This window comes from Massilia rubra, assembly GCF_011682065.1.
Taxonomy (GTDB): domain Bacteria; phylum Pseudomonadota; class Gammaproteobacteria; order Burkholderiales; family Burkholderiaceae_D; genus Telluria_A; species Telluria_A rubra.
This window is the reverse complement of record NZ_VUYU01000006.1, coordinates 233,411-250,016: the sequence shown is the minus strand read 5'-3', so window position 1 is coordinate 250,016 and position 16,606 is coordinate 233,411. Positions and strand designations below refer to the sequence as shown.

The following is a 16,606-nucleotide window of genomic DNA, read 5'->3' as shown; positions in this document are numbered from 1 at the left end:
TCGGGATTTTTGTATCAAACGCCTATCGGTGGTGGCATAATTGCCAACGCCTGATCGGAGAACGGCGTTTGTACGACAAAAATAAGAGGTGACCTTGACCCAGGCCCCCGACGGATATACCGTGATCGACACCTTGCGCGCGGACCAGCAGTCGGTCCTGCTGCGCGCGGTGCGCGACGCCGACCGCCTGCCAGTGCTGCTGGTGGTGCGCGCCGCAGCGCACCCTGATGCACCCTGCATGGAGCACGAATTCGCCCTGCGCGACTTGCTCGACAGCGCCTGGGCCGCAACGCCGCTGGCGCTGTTCCACAACCCCGTTCACGCCGATGGCGCCAGCGTCACCCTGGTGCTGGCCGACAGCGGCGGCGCGCCGCTCGAGCTGCCCGCAAGCCCGCTCGACCTGCCCGATTTCCTGACGCTGGCGGCCGCCATCACGCTGGCGGTGTCGCATGCGCACCACAGTCGCCTGGTGCACCGCGACCTGGCCGCATCCCACATCCTGTTCGACCCGGCCACCGCCGGCGTGCGCCTGACCGGCTTTGGCCGCGCCACCCCGCTCGACGGGCCGGGCGACCCGCAGGCGGACCTGGTGCGGCTCGGCCAGGTGCTGTATCACCTGCTCAGCGGCGAGAGCGCGCCGGCCGCGGCCACGGGCGACGCCGGGGCGCAGGAGCAGCCCCGGCGCCGTCCGGGGGTGGACCGCATCTGTTCCTCGATCGTGGCGCGCCTGCTCGCGCCCGACCCGGCGCAGCGTTACCAGAGCGCGGCCGGGCTGTACGCCGACCTGCAGCACTGCCGCTCGATGCTCGAAGCGCAGGGCCGGGTCGAACCGTTCGTGCTCGGTTGCCACGACGGCGCGCTGCGCGTGCGCATTCCGGCGCAGCTGGTCGGGCGCGCGCCGCAACTGGCGCTGCTGAGCGAGGCGCACCGGCGCGCGGCGGCCGGCGCGGCGCCGCAACTGGTGCTGGTGTCGGGCCGCGCCGGCACCGGCAAGTCGGCGCTGGTGACGGCGCTGCGCCACTCCGAGGTGGCGGCCGGGGCCACCGTCATCGCCGGCAAATTCGACCAGCGCCAGCGCGACATCCCGTACGCCTCCCTGGCCCAGGCCTTCCAGTCGCTGGTGCGCGAGCGCCTGCGCGAGGGCGAGGCCGCGCTGGCGCCGTGGCGCAGCGCGCTGACAGGAGCCCTGGGGGCGGACGCGCGCCTGATGCTCGACCTGATTCCCGAGCTGGCGCTGGTGATCGGCGCCCATCCGACTCCGCCGCCGCTGGCGCCGCCGGAAGCGCAGAGCCGTTTCGACAGTGTGTTCCGGCGCTTCCTGCAAGCCTGCCGGCGCCCCGGCACGGCGCTGCTGCTGTGCCTCGACGACGTGCAGTGGATCGACCCGGCCAGCCTGAAGCTGCTCTCGCACCTGCTCACCCATCCCGGCATGGACCACGTGCTGGCGATCTGCGCGTGGCGCACGCGCGCGGAGGGCGGCGGGCACCCGATGGCGCTGGCGCACGACGCCATGCTGGCCGCCGGCGCAGGGGTGCGTGCCGACGTCAACGAAATCGTGCTCGATGCGCTGGACCGTACGCAAGCCTGCGAACTGGTGGCCGCGGCGCTCGATTGCGCCAGCGCCGAGGCGGCCCCGCTGGCGGCGCTGGTGTTCCCCAAGACGGCCGGCAATCCCTTCTTCACCTTGCAGTTCCTGACCCGCCTCGGCGAAAACCGCCTGCTGCGTTTTAACGACGATGGCGCGCGCTGGGAGTGGGATGCGCAGGCGATTGCCGCGCGCGCGTTTTCCGACAACGTGATCGACCTGATGGTGGCGCGCCTGGGCCAGCTGCCCGGCTGCACCCTGGACCTGGTCAAGCTGCTCGCTTGCCTCGGCCCCGACGCGGGACTGGACACCATCGCGCTGGTGTCGGGCATGTCGCTGCTCGAGACCGACGAAACCCTGTGGCCGGCCGCGCGCCTCGGACTGATCGTGCGCGAGCCGGGCACCTACCGCTTCGCCCACGACCGCGTGCAGGAAGGCGCGTACTCGATGATCGCGCCGTCGTCGCTGCCCGAACGGCACCTGCACATCGGGCGCCTGCTGCTCCAGAGCGTGGCGCCGGAGGCGCTCGACCAGCACGTGTTCGACATCGTGCATCACTTGAACCGGGCGCGCGCGGCGATCACCGCGCCGCGAGAGCTGCGCGACCTGGCGCACCTGAACGCGCTGGCCGGGGCCAAGGCGCGCAACGCCATCGCCTATGATTCGGCGCGCAATTATTTCAGCCTGGCGGCCGGCCTGACTCCCGCGCGCGCATGGAAAGACGACCTGGACGCCACCTACGCCATGTACGCCGCGCTGGCCGAATGCGAATACCTGTGCGGCCGCCTGGAGCGCGCCGGGCGCCTGTTCGAGCTGCTGGTGGAGCAGGCGCGCTCGCGCATCGACCTGGCCCGGGTGGCCTTGCTGCGCCTGGCCGTGTACCAGCTGCGCGGGCGCTTCGACCAGGCGGTATCGGTGGCGCTCGAGGCGCTGGCCCTGTTCGGCGTGAGCTTCCCGTCGGTGCGCGCCGAAATCGACTGGGCCCTGGGAGAAGAACGCGCCGCGATTGCGCAGCGGATGGCCGGGCGCGACATCGCCAGCCTGGGCGCGCTGCCGGCGAGCACCGATCCGGAAGTGGCGATCGTGTCGGAACTGCTGTCCGACGTCGGCTCGGCGGTGTTTTCGTCGCGCCCGGAGCTGTACTTCCTGCTGGCGGCCAAGGCGCTCAACCACACGCTCACGCACGGGCGCACCGAATCGTCCTGCATGACCTATTCGCGTTACGCGATCCTGCTGGTGTCGCTGGGTGCGATCGACGATGCCTTTGCGTTTTCGGCGCTGGCCATCGAGCAGGTGCAGTTCAACGCGCCGCCGTCCAAGCGCAGCGGGCGCCTGCGCTTCGTGCATGCGGCCTATATCCACTCGTGGCGCGATCCGATCGCCACCAGCGTCGAGCCGCTGCGCGATGCGTTTGCCAACTGCGAACGCGCCGGCGACCTGCCGCACGCCGGCTACGCGGCCCATGTCGCGACCTGGAATGCGTTCGAGGCCGGCCTGCCGCTGGCCACCGTGCGCCAGATGGCGGCGCATTACCAGGGCTTCGCGCGGCGCCATGGCAATCAGGCGTTGCTGCGCCTGTTGCGCGGCTACGAACAACTGGCCGTGACCTTGATCGGCGAGGATGGCGGCGACGATGCCGGTGGCGCGATCGCCGACTTCGGCCAGGGCAGTTTCGGCGCGGAGCGCGCGCGTTACCTGCTGATGCGGCAGGTGGCCGCTTTTACTTTCGGCCGCTACGACGAAGCGCTGGAGGCGGCCGAAGCGGCGGCGGCCAACCTGCATTTCTTCCTCGCCTCGTTCAACGAAACCACCCATCACTTTTATCACGCGCTGGCGATGACGGCGTTGTACCGCGCGGCCCCGCCGGCGCGCCGGCGCCGCCTGCTCGAAGCGGTGTGCGACAAGTACGCGCTGCTGGCCGGGTGGGCGGCGTCGTGCCCCGTCAATTTCGCCAACCGCTATTTGCTGGTGGGCGCCGAACTGGCGCGCATCGACGGCAATCCGGCCGCCGCGATGGATGGCTACGAGGCGGCGATCGCGTCGGCCACGGCGGGCGGTTTCGTGCAGAACGCGGCGCTGGCTTGCGAACTGGCGGCGGCCTGCTGCCGCGAACGCGGCGAGCTCGCCGGGGCCGTCGCGTACGGGCGGCGCGCATTGCAGGCCTGGGGCGACTGGGGTGCGCTGGCCAAGGTGCGCGACTTGCTGCGCCGCTATCCGGAGTTGGCGAAATCACATACAGAGTGACGCAATCCTGCAAATATTTCTTTGTGGAATGTGATCCACGTCAATATTCGGGGCAGGGCGGGGCGCGCTGGGCGGCATTCTGCGCCGAGTTGCCGTAATGTTGCATTAACTCAAAAAAAGTGCTGCGCGTCGGCAATTGAGTAAATCGTATATACTGTTTAAATCGATATTGAACGGAGTCACTCAATGACCAAGACAGCAAGCGCAAAAACCAACGGACACGCCATTCCCGACCTGAAAGAGGTGGCCCCGGCCGCACGCGCCACCAGGACGGCGCCGAAGAAAGCCGGCGCAACGACGGCGGCGACAAAGAAAACCGGCGCGACGAAAGCGGCGCCGGCCAAGCCGGCTGCGACGACGCCTGATGCGCCACGCGCCAAGGCGGCGGCCAAAGTGCCGGCCAAGGCCAGCGCCCGGGTGCCGCTCAAAGCGACTGTAAAGACCCCGGCGGCGCCGGGCAAGGGCGCCGTTAAAGCGGCGCCAGTCAAGCCGGCGGCGGCCAAGCCGATTGCAGCCAAGGCGATAGCGGCCAAACCGGCAGCGGTGAAGCCTGCGGCAGCCAAGCCTGCGGCAGCGAAGACGATTGCAGCCAAGCCGGCAAGCGCCAAGGCGGCCCCGAAACGCAGCGCGGCCACGCCGGCGAAGGCGGCGCCCAAGCAGGCCACGCCAGCGGCCGAGGTCGACGCCGGCGCGCGCGAGAAGGCGCGCAAGCCCAAGCTGGTGCGCGACAGCTTCACCATGCCGGAGCAAGAGTACGCGGTGCTCGGCCAGGTCAAGAAAGCCTGCCTGAAAGCCGGCTTCGAGATCAAGAAGAGCGAGCTGCTGCGCATCGGCGTGGCCCTGATCAGCGACCTCGATATCGCGACCTTGCAAAAAGTGCTGTCGAGCCTTCCGCAGCTCAAGACCGGCCGCCCGAAAAGCGAATAAGCCGGCGGCGCGCGTGTCATCAAGGTGACACGCGCTTGTCACTGGCATGACAAATTGCGCAGTTAGTCTGTGCTTCGTTGCTACTCAAAAGGACGAAGCATGCACAACCTCCACTCCTCTCCAGAGACAAAGTCAGTCGCCCCGCGGCTGATCCTGAGCCTGGCATCGACGCCGGCCGAAGTGCGCGAAGTGCAGCGCCTGCGCTACAAGGTCTTCATCGAGACGATGGGCTTGGCCGCGCTGGTCAACCCCGAGCGGCTCGACCGCGACGAATTCGACGAGCATTGCGACCATCTGATCGTGCGCGACGCCTCCACCCTGAAAGTGGTGGGCACCTACCGCGTGCTCAGTCCCGCCAAGGCGCGCCTGGTCGGCCGCCTGTACGCCGAAAACGAATTCGACCTCGGTCGCCTGAACCATCTGCGCAACCGCATCATCGAAGCGGGACGCGCCTGCATCCATCCCAAATACCGGGGCGGCAGCGTGATCATGCTGCTGTGGGCCGGGCTGGCCGACTACATGCGGCGCGAGCGCTGCGATTTCCTGGCCGGTTGCGCCAGCATGAGCGTGGCCGACGGTGGCCACAATGCGGTGGCGGTGTACCAGTCGCTGATCTACAAGCACGCCGCGCCGGCCGAATACCGGGTCACCCCGCATTTGCCGTTCCCGATCCGCGCTTTGGAAGCCGCGGCCAGGGCGCAGGTGCCGGCGCTGGTCAAGGGCTATGTGCGATCGGGCGCCTGGCTGTGCGGCGAGCCGGCCTGGGATCCTGATTTCGAGAGTGCGGATTTGTTCTTGCTGCTGCCGCTGGCGAACCTGGACAGCCGCTATGCGCGGCATTACGGGGTGGAGTAGCTGGCGTCCGCACGGGGGCTCGGTGTGGATGCAGCGGGACTGCGAAGAGATACAGCGTTACCATGTGCCGCTACAACGGGCGCCGGACAATGTGCTGCCGGCGCCAGGCAGCATGCTTGACTGCCTAGTGCATTGACGCGTTGGACAAGTCCTTCAAGTCGCGGATGCTCATATCCGACTTTTCGTGCATGCGCAGCAAAATCGTCGCACCCACGGCCAGTTTCCGATGACGGATCTTGCTGATGATTGGCGGCTGCACTTCCAGCACGCGGCACAACTCCGCATCGTTCTTGAGGTTCATCTTTTCGATCAAGGTGTCGAGCAGCTTGTTCGGCACAAAGCTCGATGGTTCGAGCGCTCGAGCGCGGTTCATCGCCTCGATCATTTCCAGTTTCTTTTGCCGTACGTTCATCGTACTCCTCCAAAGATTATTTTTTCATTGATGGGGGACTGATCGACTGTTGGTCAACTTCAACCCGTTTGTTACATTCTGATATATTTCATGCATCGCGGGTTTGGTTCGATGATACTACCGAAAGAATATACTCGCAGCAAAGTTGATAAATTAAACGACGGAAATGCGGCTTTTAACGCACATCTTGCACAATTTGCAATCCTGAGCGGGTCAAAATGAGGGTTTTGTCGGCTTGAGCGGCCGCGGCGTGAGAATGTGTGACCATGATGGCGGTCGCGCCGCTGGCTTTTACCTCGTTGCGCAGCAAGGCCAAAATGCTGTCGGCGGTCTCGGGATCGAGGTTTCCGGTCGGTTCGTCGGCCAGCACCAGTGCCGGGCGGTGCACCAGCGCGCGCGCGATCGCCACGCGCTGCATTTCGCCGCCGGAGAGCTGGCGCGGGAAATCGCCGCCACGTCCTTTCAACCCGACCGCGGCCAGCATGGCGCCGGCGCGTTCCTGGCTTTGGCCGTTGAGCAGCAGCGGCAGGGCCACATTCTGTTCCAGGGTCAGGTGCGGCAGTACGTGGAATGCCTGGAAGATGAAACCCATGCGCGTGCGGCGCAAGCTGGTGGCGGCATTGTCGTCGAGCGCCGACATGCTCTGGCCGTCGATCAGGATTTCGCCGCTGTCGGGCGCGTCGAGGCCGGCGATGAGGTTCAGCAGGGTCGACTTGCCGACCCCGGATTCGCCCATGATGGCGACGAACTGACCAGCCTCGAATTGGTGCGACAGGCGGTTCAGGACAGGGCGGCCGTTGTAGTTTTTGGCGAGATCGCGCAGTTCGAGCATGGGTGTGGTCAGTCCTGTGAATACGATTAACGGGTCAGGGCGCGGCGCAGCGCAAAGCTGGCCGCGTCGACCAGCGCCACCAGCAGCAGCATGGCGATGATGACGGTGGCCGCGCTTTGCATCTGGAACAGCGACAGGTGAAATTTGAGCATCTGGCCAAGGCCGCCGGCGCCGACCACGCCCAGCACGGCGGCGGCGCGGATATTGTTCTCCCAGCGGTACAGGGTGTACGAGAGCATCTGGGGCAGCGTTTGCGGCAGGGTGGCGTAGCAGAACGCGGCGCCGGGCGAGGCGCCGTTGGCAAGCAGCGAGCGTTCCGGGTGCGGGTCGGTGTTTTCCAGCGCGTCGGCGAACAGGCGTCCGAGCACGCCGCTGGTGTGCGCCGCCAGCGCCAGGGTGCCGGCGAACGGCCCCAGACCGGCGGCCACCAGCAGCAGCGAGGCCCATACCAGTTCCGGAATCGAGCGCAGCACGTTGAGCAGGGCGCGCGCGACGGCGCGCTGGATGCGGCCGAAGCGCCCCGCGGCCGACATCGACAGCGCCAGGCCGCCTCCCACCGCCAGCAGGGTGCCGATGGCCGACATCGACAGCGTTTCCAGGGCGGCCAGCGCGGTCTTGCGCAAGAACGCCGGCGCGGTCTCGGGCGGGGCGAAGCCGGCCAAAAATTCCATCGTTACCGTGGCCGCGTCGGGCGAGAGAAAAGCCGACCATTGCAGCGGCAGCGAGGCGAAGCTGGCCACCACCAGCGCCAGCAGGGCCGCGCCGAGCAGCCAGGTCGAATACTGGCGCGGCGGCGCCACAGGCAGGCGGCGCGTCATCCGAGCCTCCGGCGCAGCAGTTTGGATACCCAGTCGGCCAGCGCGACCAGCAGCACGAACATGATCAGCATGGTGCACACTTCGCCGCCGGCCATCATGCGGGTCGATTCATCCATGCGCTGACCGAGTCCGCCGGCGCCCACGAAACCGATCACCGCCGAGCCGCGGATGGCGCACTCCCAGCGGTAGACGGTGTACGACACCAGTTCGGAGCCCGATTCGGGCAAGGCGCCGTACAGCAGGGCGGCAAGGCGCGAGGTGCCGTTGGCCAGCAGCGTTTCGGTGGCGTGGGCGTCGGACGATTCGAGGATTTCGGCGTACACCTTGCCCAGCATGCCGCAGTAAGTGAGCGCAATGGCCAGCACGCCGGCGGTCGGGCCAAGGCCCACCACGCGCACGAACAGGATCGCCCATACCAGTTCGGGCACGCTGCGCAGCAGCACCAGCACCCAGCGCACGACCTGGCGCAGCGCGCTGGCGGCCCAGTGCATGCGCCCCGTGCCCAGGCGCGAGACCGACAGGCGCTCGGTGACGATCAGGGTGGCGGGAATGGCGCCGAGCAGCGCCAGCGCCAGGCCGGCGGTGGCGATGGCCACCGTTTGCCAGGTTTCGCGCAGCACCATCGACAAGAACTCGGGCGAATGGGCCGGCGTCAGGAAGCCGACCAGAAAACCGCCGGCGGCCTTCAGGCTTTGCAGGTCGAACAGGATCCACGGTTTGAATTCGCTCAACACCATGGCGGGCCATAGCAGCGCCGCGCCAATGACGACCATGGCCACGCGCGCGCGCCATGCCGGGTCCGGATGTTGTTGGAGGGAAGGGGGCATGCGCTGCGGGCAGGCTAAAAGCAGGCGCCGATGGCCAGGCGATCGGGTGTCGCGTGCGTTTCGTGCGGATGCGGCGCGACCGATTCGTTCTGGTACAGGGCGGCGATCATGGCGTCGCTGACGTCGTCGCGCGCGCAATCGAACACGATACGGCCGTCGCGCAGCCCGACGATGCGGGCAAAATTGGCGCGCGCCATCTCCACCTGGTGCAGGCTGCAGATCAGGGTGGCGTTGCGCCTTGCGGCCTCTTGCTGCAGGGCCGAGAGGGTCAGTTGCGACAGCGCCGGGTCGAGCGCGGAGAGCGGCTCGTCGACCAGGAACACCTTGGCCGACGAGAGCAGCAGGCGCGCCAGGCCGCAGCGCTGGCGCTCCCCGCCCGACAGGCGGTCGACCCGCGCATACAGTTTGTCGCCAAGGCCGAAGCGTGCCAGCGCATCGTAGGCGGCATCCGGGTCGACTGGCTTGAATAAAGAGGACAGCGCCTGGAACAGGCTCCAGTGCGGCAGGCGCGCCGCCAGCACCGCGCTGACCACGCGCTGGCGCGGCGGCAGGGGCGGCGTTTGCGGCGCCAGGAACAGGTTGGCGCGCAACTGGTGGCGCGCCTTGCCGCTCAAGGCCCACGGTTGCCGGCCGAAGGCCTGGAACACGCCGTCGGCCGGCGCGTGGGCGCACGCCAGGGTGTGCAGCAAGGTGGTCTTGCCGGCGCCGGAAGGGCCGATCACGGCCAGTTGCTCGCCTTGTTCCACCACCAGGTCGATCGCGTGCAAGGCCGGCGCACGCGTGCCGGCCTGGTGCCGCACGGTGAGTTTTTCGAGCCGGTAGGTGGTCATGCGCGAGCGTCGCTTGCTTACTTGAGCAGCTTGGCGCTGCGCGCGGCCGCTTCGATGGACTTGTAATTGTCGGGCGTGGTCGGCACGAACTTGCTCGCTTTTTGCAGCTCCAGGATTTCCTTGCCTTCAGGCGTGGACTTGTCGAGGGCGAGGAAGGCGTCGGTCAGCTTCTTTTTCATCGCGGCCGGCATGTCGGAGCGCACGCTCCAGTTGTAGTCGAAGTAGCCGGGGGTGGTGTAGAACACGCGCACGGCGGCCGGATCGACCTTCTTCTCGGCGACCAGTTTTTCCCAGACCGAGATATTGAGCGCGCCCGCGTCGACCTTGCCGCCGGCGACAGCGGCCACGGTGGCGTCGTGCGCGCCCGAGTAGGCCACGCGTTTGAGGTCGGCGTCCGGATCGATCTTGGCGGCCAGCAGGTACGAGCGCGGCATCAGGTGGCCCGAGGTCGACGATTCGGAACCGAAGCTCAGGGTCTTGCCCTTGAGGTCATCGAGCTTGTTGATGTCGGCCTTGGTGGTGACGAACACCGAGCGGAAGGCGGTATCTTCCTGGCGCTGCACCAGCGGCGTGACCTGGCCCTTGCTGCGCACATTGGCCTGCACGAAGGTGAAGCCGCCGAACCAGACCAGGTCGAGGCGCTTGTTGACCAGGCCTTCGACGGCGGCCGGATAATCGGTGACCGGGGTGAATTCGACTTTCAGGCCGGTGGCCTTGGCCAGGTAGTCGCCCAGCGGCTTGAACTTGCGCTGCAATTCGGTCGGCGCTTCGTCGGGAATGGCCGACACGCGCAGCACGCCCGGAGTAACCTGGGCGAGGGCGCTGGCGCCGGCCAGCAGCAAGGTGGCGCCGATTGATGCAGCCAGCATGGTTTTAAGGGTGCGCCGGGTGGAGAAATTGGTCATGGTAGCCTGTCCTGGGAAGGTCGATGGGGGAGCCGGCCAGCGAGCACGCTTGAACGCCGGGTGGACCGTGAAATACGGGATATTCAGCTATGATAACAAAAACACCCACGCAGCGATTTCGATTGACCAATAAAACTATGCCGACCTCCAGCCTGGCCGATGCGCGCGACGCGCGCTCGGGCGACGCCATTGCCTCCGAACTGCGTGCCGGCCTGCTCGGCAGGGAGGCGGCGATTTCGCCTAAATTTCTCTACGACGCGCTCGGTTCGCGCCTGTTCGAGGCCATTTGCGAACTGCCCGAGTATTATCCGACCCGCACCGAGGCGTCCATCGCGGTGCGCCACGGGGCCGAGATCGCGCGCGCGGTCGGTCCCGGCGCCACCATGATCGACCTGGGCGCGGGCAACTGCGCCAAGGCGGCGCGCCTGTTCCCGCTGCTCCATCCGGCCCAGTATGTGGCCATCGATATCTCGTACGATTTCCTGCGCGAGTCGATCGAGCGGTTGCAACAGCGCTTTCCGCATATCGAGATGACCGGGCTGGGGCTCGATTTTTCGGAGGGGCTTGCCTTGCCGGGCGTGGTGCGCGCGGAAAAGCGGCTGTTTTTCTATCCCGGCTCGTCGATCGGCAACTACACGCCCGAGCAGGCGCGTTCTTTCCTGCGCCGCTTGCGCGACAGCTGCGATGACGATGGCGCGCTGCTGATCGGGATCGACCTGGTCAAGGACGCCGCCACCCTCGACGCGGCCTACGACGACGCCATCGGCGTCACGGCGGCCTTTAACCTGAACATCCTGCGCCACGTGAACCAGCTCATCGGCGCAGATTTCAACGTGGCGCAGTGGCGTCACCGCGGCTTTTTCAATCCCATCGAGAGCCGGGTCGAGATGCACCTCGAAGCGCGCGAAGCTGTGAGCGTGCGCTGGCCGGGCGGCGAACGATTTTTTGCGGCGGGCGAGCGTATTCATACCGAGAACAGTTACAAGTACCGCCAGAGCGCGGCGGTCGGCCTGTTAGAGCAGGGCGGATTTCGCAGCGTGCATGTGTGGACCGATCCCGATCAGTGGTTCGCGGTCGTCTACGCGCGTGCCATACCGCGATGAGCATGCGCGATCTCTACGACGGCGTGCGCAAACGCTCGCTGATGCTGGCCGAGCCGCTCTCGGACGAAGACTGCGGCGCCCAGTCGATGCCAGACGCCAGTCCGGTCAAATGGCACCTGGCGCATACCACCTGGTTTTTCGAGACGTTCATATTAGAGCGCTTCGAAGAAGGCTTCGCGCCGTTTCATCCGGCCTTCCGGGTCCTGTTCAACTCCTATTACAACGGTATCGGCGAGCGCCATCCGCGCGCCCAGCGCTCCTTGCTGACCCGTCCCGCCGTGCGCGAGGTGCGCGCTTACCGCGCCGATGTGGATGCGCGCGTGGCGCGCTTGCTGGCGGCGCAGCCGGGCGACGAGCTGCTGCGCCTGCTGGAACTCGGTTTGCAGCACGAGCAGCAGCACCAGGAACTCATTCTCACCGATGTGAAGCACATGCTGGCGCAGAACGCCATGTGGCCCGCGTATATGGATAGCGCGCTGCCACGCTCGCCGTCGGCCGCGCCGCTGGCGTGGATCGGTTTCGATGGCGGCGTGGCCGACATCGGCCACGCCGACGCCGGCTTTTGCTTCGATAACGAACTGCCGCGCCACCGCCAGTATGTGGCGCCGTTTACGCTGGCCTCGCGCCTGGTCACCAATGGCGAGTACCTGGCCTTCATCGAGGCCGGCGGCTACCGCGAGCCGGCGCTGTGGTTGTCCGAGGGCTGGGACCGCGTGTGCGAGCTGACACTGGCGCACCCGCTGTACTGGCAGCGCGACGCGCACGGGCAGTGGCACGAATTCACCCTGCACGGCTTGCTGCCGCTCGACCCTGCGCGGCCGGCCACGCATCTGTCGCTGTATGAGGCCGACGCCTTCGCGCACTGGATGGACGCGCGCCTGCCGACCGAGGCCGAATGGGAAGTCGCCTGCGCCGGCATCGGCACGCTCACGGGTGGCTTGCATCCGGCTTGCGCGCCGCAGGGCGAGGGCTTGCTGCAGATGTTCGGCGAGTGCTGGCAGTGGACCAGCAGCAGTTACGCGCCGTATCCGGGCTACGCCTGCGCGCCCGGCGCGCTGGGCGAATACAATGGCAAATTCATGCTCAACCAGTACGTGCTGCGCGGCTCCTCGTGCGCCACGCCGCCGGGGCATGCGCGCGCCAGCTACCGCAACTTCTTCCCGGCCGGCGCACGCTGGCAGTTTACCGGCATCAGGCTCGCGCGATGAAGGGCACCAGAGGTTTGCGCTTGCGCATATTGAACCGCCGGGCCAACGCGTATGTGCTCGGCCATCCGCTCGAATTCGCGTGGCGCACGCTCAAGGGCTTCAAGGCCAACCAGGGCTTGCTGCTGGCCGGCGCGGTGGCCTATTACGCGCTGCTGTCGATCGTGCCGTTCCTGATGCTGGTGGTGGTGGCGCTGTCGCACTTCATCGACCAGGCCGAGTTGCTCTCGACCCTGGGGCGCTACCTGGAGTGGCTGGTGCCGGGGCAGTCGAAAGCCATCGTGGGCGAACTGGCGCACTTCATGGACGATCGCGACCTGGTGACCTGGGTGCTGTTCGCCAGCATGCTGTTTTTTAGTTCGCTCGCCTTCACCGCGCTGGAAAACGCGATGAGCGTGATCTTCCATCACCGCGTGGCGATCCGGCGGCGGCGCTTTTTGATATCGGCGATCCTGCCTTACTGTTATATCCTGGCGCTCGGCGCGGGCATCATGATCGTCACGCTGGTGGCGGGCACCTTGCAGGTGATGGGCGAGGAGAGCGTGCACTTCCTCGGCTACGAATGGTCGCTCGGCGGGGTCTCGGGCGTGCTGCTGTACTGCCTGGGACTGAGCGGGGAAATCCTGGTGCTCAGTTCCATCTACCTGGTGATGCCGGTGGGGCGGCTGTCGCTGTCGCACGCGCTCATTGGCGGCGTGACGGCGGCGCTGCTGTGGGAAATCGCGCGCCATGTGCTGGTCTGGTACTTTTCGACCTTGTCGCAGGTGAATATGGTGTACGGGTCGATGACGACCGCCATCGTGGTCATGTTCAGCCTGGAGATCGGGGCGACCTTGCTGCTGTTCGGCGCGCAGGTGATTTCGGAATACGAGCGGGCCGGGCGCAATGAGCAGAACAAGGAGCCGATACCGATGACGACGCGGCCGGCGGCGTGATTGCGCAAGACAGCGACAACAAGATAGCGAGAATATGGCGATAAAGTTTGCTGCATCGCACAAACGTGTGCTACACTACGTTCAGTGGTGAGGTTCAAACGAACCGAAACCCTATCCGGAGCCTGCACCGCCGCGCAATATGTGTAATGTCGCAAGGTAGATGGTCGCAACCGCCTGGATTTGTAATTCCGAATACGGTAGTCGATTTACACGTCAGGGCACCACGCAGATAGCATGGGCGCCTGGGACACGATTAAAGCATTGGTAATACATTGGATTAGAGCTCGCTTCGGCGGGCTTTTTTTTCGTCCGTTTTTGACGTCAGGATGCGCGCATGGTGAGCAGGGCGATGCGCCGGCGCCGGCAGAGCGCTGTCGATGGGGCTGTCAGGGACGCGCCGCCAGGACGCGCCCCGGCCAGGCGGCGCGGCCATCGTTCACGAACTCAGGCGGAAAACGTCGCCCGTCCCGGCGCCGCGCCGGCCGGCAATCCGGGGGTCTGCAGCGGCAGGCCGAACTGCTCGAACGGAATGTCGCTCATGAAGGTCCACCAGGCCGAATGCACGGTGCGGGCATCGCTGACCGGGTCGTCCGCCGGCACGCGTTCGATGTCGAATGCGCAGTCGATGCTGCAATCGCAGTTGGCGGCGGCCGTCAGGCCACGCCAGTCGGGCGGCGGCGTCATCTTGTTCATATGCGCCGATACGCCGACCATCCTGGCGCGCAGGCCGGTGCTGGCGGTCCAGTCGATGTCGCAGGTGTTGAGCCATGCATGATAGATCTGGGTGGTTCCCAGTTCCTTGCGCAGGCAGGCCATTTCGTGCTCGCTTAGAAAACCATCTTGCTTGAGTGCCCAGAATGTGCCGGTTTCTTGCCAGTAGGCGACCGCCTTGAGGGTTGCGCTACCGCTGCGCGCGCCCAGGGCGCGGGTGACTGCAGCTTGCAGCTCGGATTTGTTGGAATAATCTGGCATGGGGTTCTCCGTTTCGACGTCATTCGTATGGGGTCAACATGCAACGCTTACTCGGATTCTTCCCGGGCTTGCTCCGGTGAGGGCGATGCCGGACTGTGGCTCGCCTGGAAGCGCATGCTTGTAATATGATCTATATCAAGTTCCGTGCCAGCGACGGACCGGGCTGGATTTTCGCTCCCTGCCCGGCGGCGTGGCAAAATGCCGCTGCGCGAGCGTGTCAATATCGGTCTTTTTACATGCAAGCGATTACACCTGCTTGTAAAGACGATCCCGCCTGGCGTGTGGCTTTACATGCTGGCGCTGGCTGCCAGCAGCCCATTTCCATTAACCAGCTTCAGGCCCCTGAAGCACTGTGACGAATGCGTAAGCCAAACCTCATGATTGCAAGAACCTACCCCAGGCCCGAATTGATTCTCGCCGTCACCTGTTCACATTGTTCACAGGAAGCCTCGGTCTCGGTTGGCTATGGCGACCACGCCGGCACCCTGCGCATTTACGAGGAATTCCATTGCGTTCACTGCGGGCAGAGGTGGCATGGGGACGACACGGGATTCCTGCAGCCGGAGCCACGCGCGCGCATGCTCGAGGCATTCGGCGAGTGGACGGTCTCGATGGGGCGGGCGAGGTCGACATTCGACACCGTCAAGGTGCTGCGCGCCGCCCTCGGCCTCGAACTGGTCGCCGCATATGCCTTGCTCAAGCATGAATCGGGGATCGTGTTCGCCGGGACGGTGCAGGAGTGCGAGTGGCTGACGCGATTGCTGGAAAAGGCCGGGGAAAGCCCGACGATGAACGCGCTGACGCCGATGTCGGAGAGCTGCCGCAATGGGTAATATGCCGTTGATATTTGACGCGACGACGTACGAGTATCTGAGAAAAATGCAATGGACCCCGCATCGCGAGGTTCTTCCCGCACCATTTCTCACCTGCCTGGTCGCCGACGGCTATACGGTATTCCCTAAGGCAAAACAGTTCTTTCAGCGCTTTGGCGGACTGGGGGGCGACATGCCCGCGTACCGGGTTGAGGGGGCGCTCGATCGTATCGATTTCGATCCGGCGCGTGCCATCGCCTGTACCTGCCGCGAGACGGTGCGCGAGTACGAAGCGCGCGTGCAGGAACAACTGGTCGTCATCGGTATGGCGTACAACGGGCACATGGTGTTGCTGTTATCCGAATCGGGCCGCGTGTATGGCGGATACGACGATCACCTCAGCCTGATCGGTACCGACGTGGAGGACGCCATGAACAACCTGTTCGACCGGCGCCAGATGGTGGAAGTGCCTTAGAACCTTACGCAATACAACAGCGCGCGCCCGCACCCATGGCGTTCTCCTCGAAAATGGTACAGTGCTTTTAAAGACAGAGGAGAGGCCCATGCCAAAGATCCACGCGATTATCTTCGACCTGTACGGCACCTTGTACGATGTGCACTCGGTGTCCCAAGCCTGCGAGCAAGCCTACCCCGGCCATGGCGAGGCCATCGCCCGCCTGTGGCGCCAGACCCAGATGGACTACACCTGGCTGCGCAGCCTGATGGAGCGCTACGCCGATTTCGACGCCGTCACCGAAGACGCCCTGCGCTTTACCTGCGCCAAACTGGGCCTGCCGCTGCTGGCCGGCACCGTGCGCCAGCTCAGCGACCAGTACCTGCGGCTCGATCCCCATCCCGAAACGCCGGCCACCCTGCGCCGCCTGCGCGACGCCGGCGTGCCGATGCTGATCGCCTCGAACGGCTCGCGCCACACCATCAACCAGGTGGTGGCGAACTCGGGCCTGAAATGGGCCTTCGACCAGTTCGTCAGCGTCGACGAGGTCGAGGTGTTCAAGCCGCACCGCAAGATTTACCTGCTGGCCGAGCAGCGCGCCGGCTATCCGCGCGAGAACATCCTTTATGTGTCCGCCAACGGCTGGGACGCGAGTGCGGCCAGTTTGTTCGGCTTTCCGGTATGCTGGGTCAATCGCGATGGCGGCCCGCTCGAAGAGCTCGGCGCCACGCCCGCCGTCATCGTGCCCGACCTGGCCGCGATGGCCGACTGGTTGCTCGATCTGCGCTGACGCCCGCATCGAGCAGATCACTGGAAGGCGGCGCGAAACTTGCGTATGATGCGGATTCTGTTTCACGCCCCCATTGATCACTTACTCCAGACAACACCCC

The 16,606-nt window shown here is 65.9% G+C and carries 16 protein-coding genes; 9 read left to right on the top strand and 7 right to left on the bottom strand.

Annotation, left to right across the window (positions count from 1 at the left end):
• The first annotated feature begins 94 nt into the window (after positions 1-94).
• The 3 genes from F0185_RS11490 to F0185_RS11480 all read left to right on the top strand — a co-directional run bounded on the left by F0185_RS11490 (position 95) and on the right by F0185_RS11480 (position 5,611).
• Positions 95-3,829 (top strand): ATP-binding protein, encoded by a 3,735-nt coding sequence (locus F0185_RS11490; RefSeq protein WP_167224470.1) that lies wholly within the window; start codon positions 95-97, stop codon positions 3,827-3,829.
• A 186-nt stretch (positions 3,830-4,015) separates the two neighbouring features.
• Entirely contained in the window at positions 4,016-4,756 is a 741-nt protein-coding gene (locus F0185_RS11485) for a hypothetical protein (protein WP_229476931.1), read from the top strand.
• A 99-nt stretch (positions 4,757-4,855) separates the two neighbouring features.
• The gene (locus F0185_RS11480; protein ID WP_167224468.1) at positions 4,856-5,611 is read left to right on the top strand and encodes a GNAT family N-acetyltransferase; all 756 of its coding nucleotides are present in this window, start codon (positions 4,856-4,858) and stop codon (positions 5,609-5,611) included.
• A gap of 124 nt (positions 5,612-5,735) precedes the next feature.
• Here F0185_RS11480 and F0185_RS11475 read toward each other — a convergent pair whose 3' ends face one another.
• The 6 genes from F0185_RS11475 to F0185_RS11450 form a co-directional block, all read right to left on the bottom strand.
• Positions 5,736-6,023, bottom strand: coding sequence for a hypothetical protein (locus F0185_RS11475; protein WP_054263205.1), 288 nt, complete (start codon positions 6,021-6,023; stop codon positions 5,736-5,738).
• A 175-nt stretch (positions 6,024-6,198) separates the two neighbouring features.
• Positions 6,199-6,855, bottom strand: a complete 657-nt coding sequence (locus tag F0185_RS11470; RefSeq protein ID WP_166885922.1) for an ABC transporter ATP-binding protein — start codon at positions 6,853-6,855, stop codon at positions 6,199-6,201.
• Between the two features lie 26 nt (positions 6,856-6,881).
• Complete coding sequence (gene phnE / locus F0185_RS11465; protein ID WP_167224466.1) at positions 6,882-7,673, bottom strand: phosphonate ABC transporter, permease protein PhnE; 792 nt, start codon at positions 7,671-7,673, stop codon at positions 6,882-6,884.
• Positions 7,670-8,500 carry a PhnE/PtxC family ABC transporter permease gene (locus tag F0185_RS11460; RefSeq protein WP_167224465.1) on the bottom strand — a complete coding sequence of 277 codons (831 nt, stop codon included), beginning with the start codon at positions 8,498-8,500 and terminating at the stop codon, positions 7,670-7,672. The genes phnE and F0185_RS11460 overlap by 4 nt, the downstream gene beginning before the upstream one ends.
• A 14-nt stretch (positions 8,501-8,514) precedes the next feature.
• On the bottom strand, positions 8,515-9,330 hold the full coding sequence (locus F0185_RS11455; protein ID WP_167224463.1) for a phosphonate ABC transporter ATP-binding protein: 816 nt from the start codon (positions 9,328-9,330) through the stop codon (positions 8,515-8,517).
• A gap of 17 nt (positions 9,331-9,347) precedes the next feature.
• A complete protein-coding gene (locus F0185_RS11450) occupies positions 9,348-10,235 on the bottom strand; it encodes a putative selenate ABC transporter substrate-binding protein (RefSeq protein ID WP_166885914.1) in 888 nt (295 codons plus the stop codon).
• 137 nt (positions 10,236-10,372) lie between these two features.
• Between F0185_RS11450 and egtD the strand changes: the two genes are divergently transcribed.
• From egtD to F0185_RS11435, 3 genes are read left to right on the top strand one after another with little or no spacing between them, the layout of a single operon-like run.
• Complete coding sequence (gene egtD / locus F0185_RS11445; protein WP_167224461.1) at positions 10,373-11,338, top strand: L-histidine N(alpha)-methyltransferase; 966 nt, start codon at positions 10,373-10,375, stop codon at positions 11,336-11,338.
• A 2-nt stretch (positions 11,339-11,340) separates the two neighbouring features.
• Positions 11,341-12,546, top strand: coding sequence for an ergothioneine biosynthesis protein EgtB (egtB, locus tag F0185_RS11440; RefSeq protein WP_370664001.1), 1,206 nt, complete (start codon positions 11,341-11,343; stop codon positions 12,544-12,546).
• Positions 12,543-13,478, top strand: coding sequence for a YihY/virulence factor BrkB family protein (locus F0185_RS11435; RefSeq protein ID WP_167224457.1), 936 nt, complete (start codon positions 12,543-12,545; stop codon positions 13,476-13,478). The genes egtB and F0185_RS11435 overlap by 4 nt, the downstream gene beginning before the upstream one ends.
• A 444-nt stretch (positions 13,479-13,922) precedes the next feature.
• Here the strand turns inward: F0185_RS11435 and F0185_RS11430 are convergent, their stop codons facing one another.
• The gene (locus tag F0185_RS11430) at positions 13,923-14,450 is read right to left on the bottom strand and encodes a hypothetical protein (RefSeq protein WP_167224455.1); all 528 of its coding nucleotides are present in this window, start codon (positions 14,448-14,450) and stop codon (positions 13,923-13,925) included.
• Positions 14,451-14,827: 377 nt separating this feature from the next.
• Here F0185_RS11430 and F0185_RS11425 point away from each other — a divergent pair, with 377 nt between their 5' ends.
• The 3 genes from F0185_RS11425 to F0185_RS11415 all read left to right on the top strand — a co-directional run bounded on the left by F0185_RS11425 (position 14,828) and on the right by F0185_RS11415 (position 16,506).
• Positions 14,828-15,283: a hypothetical protein gene (locus tag F0185_RS11425; protein WP_167224453.1), complete on the top strand. Its 456-nt coding sequence runs from the start codon at positions 14,828-14,830 to the stop codon at positions 15,281-15,283.
• Positions 15,276-15,737 (top strand): SUKH-3 domain-containing protein, encoded by a 462-nt coding sequence (locus F0185_RS11420; RefSeq protein WP_167224451.1) that lies wholly within the window; start codon positions 15,276-15,278, stop codon positions 15,735-15,737. Before F0185_RS11425 ends, F0185_RS11420 begins: the two co-directional genes overlap by 8 nt.
• 88 nt (positions 15,738-15,825) lie before the next feature.
• Positions 15,826-16,506, top strand: a complete 681-nt coding sequence (locus F0185_RS11415; RefSeq protein ID WP_167224449.1) for a haloacid dehalogenase type II — start codon at positions 15,826-15,828, stop codon at positions 16,504-16,506.
• Positions 16,507-16,606: the final 100 nt, after the last annotated feature.

Excerpts from the sequence above, each read along its gene's own strand:
- egtB (WP_370664001.1), top strand. The coding sequence starts at position 11,341 with ATGCGCGATCTCTACGACGGCGTGCGCAAACGCTCGCTGATGCTGGCC.
- F0185_RS11480 (WP_167224468.1), top strand. The coding sequence starts at position 4,856 with ATGCACAACCTCCACTCCTCTCCAGAGACAAAGTCAGTCGCCCCGCGG.
- egtD (WP_167224461.1), top strand. The coding sequence starts at position 10,373 with ATGCCGACCTCCAGCCTGGCCGATGCGCGCGACGCGCGCTCGGGCGAC.
- F0185_RS11430 (WP_167224455.1), bottom strand. The coding sequence starts at position 14,450 with ATGCCAGATTATTCCAACAAATCCGAGCTGCAAGCTGCAGTCACCCGC.
- F0185_RS11435 (WP_167224457.1), top strand. The coding sequence starts at position 12,543 with ATGAAGGGCACCAGAGGTTTGCGCTTGCGCATATTGAACCGCCGGGCC.
- F0185_RS11450 (WP_166885914.1), bottom strand. The coding sequence starts at position 10,235 with ATGACCAATTTCTCCACCCGGCGCACCCTTAAAACCATGCTGGCTGCA.
- F0185_RS11470 (WP_166885922.1), bottom strand. The coding sequence starts at position 6,855 with ATGCTCGAACTGCGCGATCTCGCCAAAAACTACAACGGCCGCCCTGTC.
- F0185_RS11425 (WP_167224453.1), top strand. The coding sequence starts at position 14,828 with ATGATTGCAAGAACCTACCCCAGGCCCGAATTGATTCTCGCCGTCACC.
- F0185_RS11485 (WP_229476931.1), top strand. The coding sequence starts at position 4,016 with ATGACCAAGACAGCAAGCGCAAAAACCAACGGACACGCCATTCCCGAC.
- F0185_RS11455 (WP_167224463.1), bottom strand. The coding sequence starts at position 9,330 with ATGACCACCTACCGGCTCGAAAAACTCACCGTGCGGCACCAGGCCGGC.
- F0185_RS11420 (WP_167224451.1), top strand. The coding sequence starts at position 15,276 with ATGGGTAATATGCCGTTGATATTTGACGCGACGACGTACGAGTATCTG.
- phnE (WP_167224466.1), bottom strand. The coding sequence starts at position 7,673 with ATGACGCGCCGCCTGCCTGTGGCGCCGCCGCGCCAGTATTCGACCTGG.
- F0185_RS11415 (WP_167224449.1), top strand. The coding sequence starts at position 15,826 with ATGCCAAAGATCCACGCGATTATCTTCGACCTGTACGGCACCTTGTAC.
- F0185_RS11460 (WP_167224465.1), bottom strand. The coding sequence starts at position 8,500 with ATGCCCCCTTCCCTCCAACAACATCCGGACCCGGCATGGCGCGCGCGC.
- F0185_RS11475 (WP_054263205.1), bottom strand. The coding sequence starts at position 6,023 with ATGAACGTACGGCAAAAGAAACTGGAAATGATCGAGGCGATGAACCGC.